Source organism: Bifidobacterium subtile, assembly GCF_000741775.1.
GTDB lineage: Bacteria > Actinomycetota > Actinomycetes > Actinomycetales > Bifidobacteriaceae > Bifidobacterium > Bifidobacterium subtile.
This window is the reverse complement of the sequence record NZ_JGZR01000010.1, coordinates 21,847-29,708: the sequence shown is the minus strand read 5'-3', so window position 1 is coordinate 29,708 and position 7,862 is coordinate 21,847. Positions and strand designations below refer to the sequence as shown.

The following is a 7,862-nucleotide window of genomic DNA, read 5'->3' as shown; positions in this document are numbered from 1 at the left end:
ACCAGATCATCACCGGCAGCTACGAGAGAAGAAGCATCATCTTCACCACCAACATCGAGTTCAGCAAATGGGGCACGATCTTCGCCGACGACAAACTCGCCGCCGCGATCATCGACCGCATCGTCCACCACGGCCGCCTCATCGAATTCACCGGACCAAGCCGGCGCGTGAGCGAAGCCCTCATGTTCGGCAAGGAAATCCACAACCAATAACCAACAGCACGCTCCACGCCGAAACCCGAAAAAAATAAGTGACCAACCACAAAAAACCAACTTGACTAAAAACACCAAGGGCCCATTCAGGGCGCGTATACGGATGACCAGCTATGAGCGGCAAGAACGGCGAGGCCGTGCTGTTCTCGGCCGAGACAAGGCTGCGGCGGGAGGATGACGGCGTGCGCATGGACATGTGGGAGCCGTGCGGCGAAGCGTGGGAGGGCAAGCCGGAGCCGGACACGATGCCGGCATGGTGCCTGATGGGATGCAGGATGAGAGGACGGGGATGAGCAGACGACGAACCAGACTGGTCGACGGAGACCTGGATCCGAAGGCCTCGGCCGCGGATCTCGAATACATATGCGTGAACCACTTCGACTATCCCAGCGACATCATCAGCGACATGCCAGGGCATCCCGCATGCTGGCCCGAACTGGCCGACTGGTGCCGGCAATTCACGCAGGACCCCGGCAGGGCCGGAGCGCCGCCCATGCCGCCCGAACCCGCCAAGCGCGGCATCCTGCAGCGGACGAAACCGGGCAAGACCGCCGAATCTGACGACATGTCCGCTGCAGCCGCTGAACCCATCGAAACCATCGAGCCTGCCGTCGCGCCTGCGAACAATCCGGACGACGAAACGACTGAGGCGATCACCCTGCCGCTGGACGCATTCGCCCAGGACGAGCCCACGCTCGCCGATGAGCCAGTCAAGCTCAAGCGGGTCATACCGGTACGCAGAATCATGATCGTCGCCGTCTGCGTCGTTGCCCTGACGGGCCTGGGCGGCGCCGCCGCCGCAGGCGCCAGCGCATGGCACGCCCACCAGGAGCAGACCGCAGCCGCAGCAGCAGCGGAGCACGCCCATACCACGATCTCGGACGCCAAACGCCTGTGCAAGGAAGTGAAGTCCAGCCCCGTCAAGGACGACAAGGATCTGGCCAGCCAAGCGGACAAGCTCGATGCTCTCTCCCACGACGCGAAAGCGTCGAGCGCGCAGATCGCCAAGGCGACCGCGTCGCTGCGCACAGCATACGGCAAGGCCATGGCCTCGAAAGCCGGGCAGACTGGCAAGCGCATCGACGCGCTCACCGTCCAGGCGAACAGGCTCAAGGACTCCCCGGAATCGGCCGACCGCACAGCCATGCTCGACCTGGCCAAGCAGTGGGGCGGCAAGAGCATAACGAGGAAGAATCTGGCGAAGGCGCTCGACGCGGCCGCCCGGCTCGACGCATTGACGTCATCATGCCGGCAGGCGCAGGAGCGCGCGGACAAGGCGAAAGCCGAGGAATCCAAGCGCAAGGCCGACGAGGAGCAGCGCAAGACGCAGGCCGAACAGCAGCAGCCAGCACCGGCACCTGCTCCCGCGCCAGCTCCGCAGTCGCCAGCGCCCTCATATGCGCCGCGGTACGTGCCGCGCTACACGCCCGCGCCTGCTCCGGCTCCCGCGCCAGTACCGGCGCCGCAGCAGAAGGCCCCGCCGTCGCCGGGAGGCAACAACGGGGCCGTGCTCGGCTGAACCCTATCTGCTGTGCTGGAGTGGCCGCGTGCGCCTGAGCGAGCTTTGCGGCGGCCGCGCAGCATGGTTCGGGTCGATCTTGCGGCTCATGAACGGGCTGACGCCGCGAAGCATGTAGATGCACTTGTCGCCTGGGAATTTCTCGCTTCCCAACTCGTCGGGGGTCATGAGCTCTCGTTTGGCCTGGCGGGTGCTGATGCTGTACGAGCCGTTCACGCCTCTGGACTGGCTGATGTCCCTGGTATCGATGGTCGCGGAGCCCAGCAGCTCGCTGATCCATTTCGGGGTGCTGATGTCGCCCTTGCCCGCGCCGAGGAACAGGATCGAATCGCAGTTGCCGATCAGCGTTTCCCAGTCGTCCTTGTACATGCTCTTGAGCTGGGCGAGGGTCTGGATGATGATGCTCACGCTGATGCCGCGCGAGCGGATCGTGGCGACCAGCCGCGTGAAATTGGGGACCTTGCCGATGTTCGCGAACTCGTCGAGGAAGCAGTGCACCGGGCGGCCCAGCGTACCGGACGGCGTGTGGTCGGCGTCGTAGACGAGCGTGCTGAACAGGCACTGGTAGAACACGGCTGCCAGGAAGTTGAACGTCGCGCTGGTGTCGGGGATGATGATGAAGATCGCGGTCTTCTCCTCGCCCACGGCATGCAGATCGATCTGGTCGTCGGCCAGAATGCCGCGCACCTGGCTGACCTGCAGAGGGGCCAGCCGCACGCCAAGGCTGATGATGATGCTCTTCTTCGTCTCGCCCGCGCCCTGCTCGTATTTCCTGTACTGGGCGGTGGCGAACGCGACCCCGTCCTCCAGGAGCGTCAGCTGCTCGGGATCGTAGCCCTCGAACCCCAGATTCTCGCCCTGATGGATCTCGCGCAGGATCTCGCGCGCGGACTGCATCATCGCGTCGACGGGGCTTTTCTTCGTCTCGTCCTCCTCGCTGGCCTCCATCATGCCCAGCAGCTCGACCACGCCGTTGAGGGTCGGCTGGTCGCTGGTGTAGTACTCCCAGCCGACCAGGGCGCGCAGAAGCGTGCGCATGGACTCGTCCCAGAAGCTTTCGCCCTTGGCCGAGTTCGCGTTGGCGGTGTTGTCGATGAGGTTGTCGACCAGTTCGAGGATGTTCTGCTCGCTGGTGGCCGGGTTGATGTAGGACATCGGATTGAAATGCGCCGACTGGCCCAGATCCACGAGGTTGAGCGCTCTTACCTGGTATCCCTTCTTCTCGAGCGGTTCGCGCATCGAGCGGTATATCTCGCCCTTCGGATCGGTCACTGCATAGCTCATGTTCGCGCGGGCGAGGTTCGGGAGCACGTAGCCTCTGGTCTTGCCCGATCCGGAGCCTCCGGCCACGCACACGTTCAGGTTCCTGCCGGTGGCCCTGGTGTCCAGGGCGAGGCCCTCGGTGGCGGTCATCTGCAGGTTCCGTGCCGGATCGTGGTCGGTGTAGGGCCTCATGTCGTGCTCGCCGGCCCAGTGGGCGGAGCCGTGCTCCTCGCCGTACCGGTAGTTGTGCCTGTTGCTGATCACATACAATGCTCCCAGCGCGAATACGACCAGGCCGGCCAGCCCGGCCATGAGGTCGGGCTGCTGCAGGCTGGGAGGCCACGGGCTGGCCAGCGATTGCAGGGCCGCGTTGACCGTCGCGTCCATGGGGTCGTGCCGTGCCATGCTCAAGCGCGCGGCATGGGCCGCGACGTCGAAGAGCAGGGCGGTGAGCGCGGCCCCGATGATGCACAGGATCACGCTGTTTCTGCTTGGCGGTTTCATGATGACTGTCCTTCCTTTCTGATTGTGCGCCGCGTGGCACCGTCTGTGCCGGGCGTGCCGAGCACGGGCGTCAGGTCGACGCCGTCGCCGAGCTTCTCGGTGACGCGCTGCTCGATGAGCAGGCGCAGATGCTCCTTGAGCTCCATGTCGCGCGCTGCGCGCGGGAACTCCATAGTCTCGGCCTCCGGCCCGCCGTCCGGCCGGATGACGGGCAGGACTCTGGTGGTCGTCTCCGGCTCGGTCTTGGCCTTGGGATCCTTGATCGACCGGGTCTGCCCGTCCTGCGGTTCAGGCAGCTGCTCGCTGATGACGGCGACATGCTCGCAGGGGCGGCTGATCGCGCACTCCCGCGTTCCGCACATGGCCGTGAGCATGCGCCCTTCGGCGCTGTCGGGATCAGTGGCATCCGTCACGCTCAGGCCCAGCCGTTCGGCCTGAGCGCTCAGTGCACTAGGATCCTTGGCGAGGATGGCGAGCGAGCCGTCCGTGATGGCGGGCACGCTCATGATTCCCGCCGCTGCTCGGTGCTGGGATGCAGGGCGATCGCCGAGGCGATCACCACGCTCTCGCCGTTCTGGCTTCTGCCGACGCGCCCGCGCAGCATGATCTCGTCGCCCTTCAAGGGCTGCTCTCGCTGCAGGTAGTCGCAGTGCCGGGCCCGGGCCTGCACGGGGACGGGTTCGCGCTCCTGCCCGTCGGGATAGGGTACGCTCACGCTGAGTGTGGCGACGCGCATCGCTCCGGCGCCCGCGTATCGCGGGTCCTGCGCGAGCGTGCCATGCAGCCAGACCGTGTTCTTCATTTCACGGCTCCCTTTCATCGCGCGCCGTGCCGGCGCTGGCGGTGCTGACGCTCGTGCGCCTGGTCCAGGTCATTGTCTGGTGCAGCTGGCTGGGTGGCTTCGAGGGGTTTGGCCTGTTCGAGGATGCGTTGGACGGCGAACTCGGCCGACCCGGTCATCTTGCGCTGCCAGCGGCTTTCCCTGATCGACCAGTGGAAGCCGTTGTGCTTGAGCATGTCACGCGTCTCGCCGCTCGGCTTGTCCTCGAACCGGAAGTAGACGTAGCCGCTCTCCCCGTCATGGACGAGGTCGAACGGCTCGCCCTGCATGGTCGTCCCGCTCTGCTCGCTGCGCCCGGCGTCATGGTTGCGCTGGATGCCCTCGATGCGCGCTTGCACGCGGCGCATGCTCGCGTTGTTGTTCCTGAGCTCGGATGAGGAATGCGGAGCGTCTTCATGGCGGTCGCGCGCCTGCTGGTTCTCCTGCTTCATCGTCTCCTGCCTGGCCTGCAGCTCGGACAGCTTCTCTTGCAGCTGCTGCAAGGCGTCGGGCTGCGCGCTGCTGATGCTCTTTCCGTCCGCGCCGATCGTTTCGATCCGCTCGCGCAGCGTGTCGAGCCGTTCGCTCTGCTCCTTGTAATGACGCATCAGGGCATCGGTCTTCTGCTGCATCTTCGCGGCCGGATAGTTCGCCGGCCCGGTGATCATCGGACTGGGAATCGCCGCGCTGCGCGTGTTGAAGTCGTTCGTGCGCTGCGCGAGGAGCGTCGCGTACCGGTCGGTCAATTGGTCGAGCTGGCCGTGAAAGGACGCATCGATGTCCTGTTTGCGGCTTTCGGCGAGATCGCGTACCTCCTGGACGGCCGCATCGTATTCGATGGTCGCACTGCCTTCCTCATAGTCGTCGAGGCTGCGCGACTGCTTCTCCAAGCGGGCCGCGTTCTCGTCGATCGCCATCGTTCGAGTGCCCAAATCGAGCAGGAACTCGCCGGCCTGCTGGCGCGTCTGGCTGTCGAACGGCGTCTCGTCCGGCGTGCTCGCCTCGATGCCGCAGAAGTCCGGGTCATGCGCGAACGCCAGACTCGCGCGGTCCGCGAGTTTACCCATCTGCTGAGCGGCCTCCTGCGGGTCCGCGATCGAGCGGGCAGCGGCCAGATCTGCGGCCAGCTCATCACTGTTCTCGATGTACAGCGCCAGCTCCCGGGCCGCGCTCACCTCCATCGCATGGTAGAAGGCGTCGTCCGGCGTCTCCTGGCTCTCGATCTGGGCGTCTTCCCGCTGCTCGTCGGCCTGCTGCTGGCGCGTCTGTTCACGCGCCTGCTGGTAGGCGTCGCGCTCCGCCTTGACGGCGCGACACAGGTCCCACGGCTCATCGATGGCCAGGGTCTCCCTGTTTACTCCGGAGCCGCGCCACAGATTGACCGGTTCGCCGGGACGGAACGTGACGGTGACCGGGCGATGGTTGGCGATGGCCGTGCGCTCCTGCCCGTGCATGAACCGGTCGAAGCGCCAGCCGCCCAGCTCCACGCCGTTGACAGTGACCCCGCGTGGGATGGCGACGGTCATCATCTCGTATTCGCGCCCGTCGCGCGCCGTGCGCTGGAACGGCGTCACGAACCTGTTCGGGAAATTCACCCGGGGCCACACGACAGGCCTGGCCGGCGCATCCGGGGCCAGCTGCGGAGCATCCTGCCCGATCGTTGCGAGTGTTTCCTGCTGCTGGGCGATGTCCTGTTCCATGGTCTCGACCATGGCATCTTGCATAGCTACTGGGCTGTCGAAATCGAACACCGGATGGCTGTTCTCTCCTGTCGTTTGAAGCACGGCGGGCCGGTCGGTGGTTGCGATGCCGGATTGGGCGATGTCATGGCGCATGCCCGCGGCGGCCGGGCCGCCGTCCCTGACACGCTGCGTCTGGTAGCCCTCGACGACCTGACGTGAGCGTTCCAGGATTTCCGCGTCGCTCAGGCTCACGGGGTCCACGGGCACGTAGTCGCTGTGCGCGATCTGCTCGATGCTCGGCAGTTCGACGCGCCGGTCTGGGTCGGCTTCGTCGGACATGCTGTTCGGCTCCTCGAACTGCGCATGCTCCAAGTGATAGCCCATGAATCGTCCCTGATTGTCGTTCTCCCAGACGATTTTGTGCAGGTCGTAGCCGTTGGACTCCAAGAACCACGCGGTCGCCCCTGGCTCGCTGTTGATTTCTCGCTGCAGCATGGACAGGCGGATTTCCTCCGGCCGCTCGCGCATCATCCGCTCGAGCGTCCGCTCATAGGCTTCGGTCCACCCGTAGGGCGGCAGCCGTGCGCCATCCTCGATTTCCAGCCTCGTATTGCCGGGCTGCTCGCCGATTCCGAGCTGCTCAAACCGCTCCGGCTCCGCGTTGAACCAGCTGCGGATGAGCGCCTGACCGTCCGTTTGGATGCGTTCTGGCTCCTCGCTGTGAGGGCCGTCCGTGGTGATGGCCAGCTCGTACTGGACGTCGGGGAATGCTCCTGTCGCCTCGTCGAACTTGACCGTGGTTCGCTCCGCGAGAATGTCTCCGGGATTCATCGATCCCACTTCAGGTACCCTGCTCCAGCGGCTGGCTCGGTAGATCATGTACAGGTTCTCGCCGTCGATCGCGTACGCGGTGACGGGTTCGGGCGCATGGTCGTTCGGGTTCGTGCCGTTGATGCGGTCCTGGAAGATCGCGAGCCTCCTGAGCTGCTGGGAATTGAATTGCGATGTCATGATATTGCTCCTTACTTGGGTTGTGTTTATCGGGTTCGTGAAGGCTTCTGCACGGGCGCTTTGGGCTTTCCCTGCGCGGCGAGCTTCTGCTTGGTTCGCTGCTCGACCTGCGCACGGAACTGCTCCTTGAGCGTGGTCTTCTTCACAGGTATGCGTTTCGTGGCGAGCGTGTCACGATCGGCTGGGGCCTGGGCGGCTTGCTTCGGCCGGGTGTTCTCGCGCACAAGCATCGGCTGTGCCTGCTGCTCGCTTGCGGGGTTGCCTGCGGCTGGGGCTTGCGTTTGGTTCGTCTGCCGGGGTATGGCCTGCGTGTCTGGTTCGGCCGCGACCTGGATGCTTTCCGGCGTCTCCTTTGCTTGCTCCGGCTTGTTTGGGGGTGTGGTTTTCTCGAGGCTTTCCTCGGGGTCGAAGTCGATGTTGAGCTTGTTGAATGCTCGTTGCACGGCGTGCATGATGTGGTCGTTGTCGCGGCCGGCGAAGTGCAGCCATGTGCCGTCGGGGCCTTGTTCGATGGAGTAGTTGACGCCGGCCTGCTTGAGGCTTTTGGTGACCTCTCGTATGCTTTCGTCGTCGATCTGGATCTGGTGCAGGTCGCCGCCGGAGAGGTTCTGGAGCCGTTTCTCGCTCATGTTCCCGCTGTTGATTGATTCGCGGATCGTGTCGCGGGTCTTGCGCACGGGCCATTTGCCTGTCTCGGCCAGGGCGTGCGCGAGCTGGCTTGCGCCTTTTCCGGCGAGCTTGAGGGCGATTCTTCCCGTGCCTTGCATGACGGCCATGATGGCGCGCTGCCCGGCTTGTTCGATCATTTCGTCCACCATATTGTTCTCCTTTGGTTGTCCGGATCCGTGCCG

8 protein-coding genes are annotated in these 7,862 nt (G+C 64.9%); 3 read left to right on the top strand and 5 right to left on the bottom strand.

The annotated features are described in order from the left end of the window. From BISU_RS09425 to BISU_RS11715, 3 genes are all read left to right on the top strand, one after another. Positions 1-212 (top strand): ATP-binding protein (locus tag BISU_RS09425; RefSeq protein ID WP_034533049.1); only part of this gene is annotated, 212 nt, incomplete at its 5' end. A 113-nt stretch (positions 213-325) separates the two neighbouring features. Further along, entirely contained in the window at positions 326-505 is a 180-nt protein-coding gene (locus BISU_RS09420; RefSeq protein ID WP_024464604.1) for a hypothetical protein, read from the top strand. After that, complete coding sequence (locus tag BISU_RS11715) at positions 502-1,731, top strand: hypothetical protein (protein ID WP_024464605.1); 1,230 nt, start codon at positions 502-504, stop codon at positions 1,729-1,731. The genes BISU_RS09420 and BISU_RS11715 overlap by 4 nt, the downstream gene beginning before the upstream one ends. Before the next feature lie 3 nt (positions 1,732-1,734). Here BISU_RS11715 and BISU_RS09410 read toward each other — a convergent pair whose 3' ends face one another. The 5 genes from BISU_RS09410 to BISU_RS09390 are packed head-to-tail and all read right to left on the bottom strand — an operon-like array spanning position 1,735 to position 7,829. Then, positions 1,735-3,498, bottom strand: coding sequence for a VirD4-like conjugal transfer protein, CD1115 family (locus tag BISU_RS09410; RefSeq protein WP_024464606.1), 1,764 nt, complete (start codon positions 3,496-3,498; stop codon positions 1,735-1,737). Then, on the bottom strand, positions 3,495-4,004 hold the full coding sequence (locus tag BISU_RS09405) for a hypothetical protein (protein WP_024464607.1): 510 nt from the start codon (positions 4,002-4,004) through the stop codon (positions 3,495-3,497). Before BISU_RS09405 ends, BISU_RS09410 begins: the two co-directional genes overlap by 4 nt. Further along, a complete protein-coding gene (locus BISU_RS09400; protein WP_024464608.1) occupies positions 4,001-4,300 on the bottom strand; it encodes a hypothetical protein in 300 nt (99 codons plus the stop codon). The genes BISU_RS09405 and BISU_RS09400 overlap by 4 nt, the downstream gene beginning before the upstream one ends. Before the next feature lie 14 nt (positions 4,301-4,314). Beyond that, positions 4,315-7,011, bottom strand: coding sequence for a GumC domain-containing protein (locus BISU_RS11710; RefSeq protein WP_024464609.1), 2,697 nt, complete (start codon positions 7,009-7,011; stop codon positions 4,315-4,317). Positions 7,012-7,037: 26 nt separating this feature from the next. Then, entirely contained in the window at positions 7,038-7,829 is a 792-nt protein-coding gene (locus BISU_RS09390) for a DUF3801 domain-containing protein (RefSeq protein WP_024464610.1), read from the bottom strand. Between the last annotated feature and the right edge of the window lie 33 nt (positions 7,830-7,862).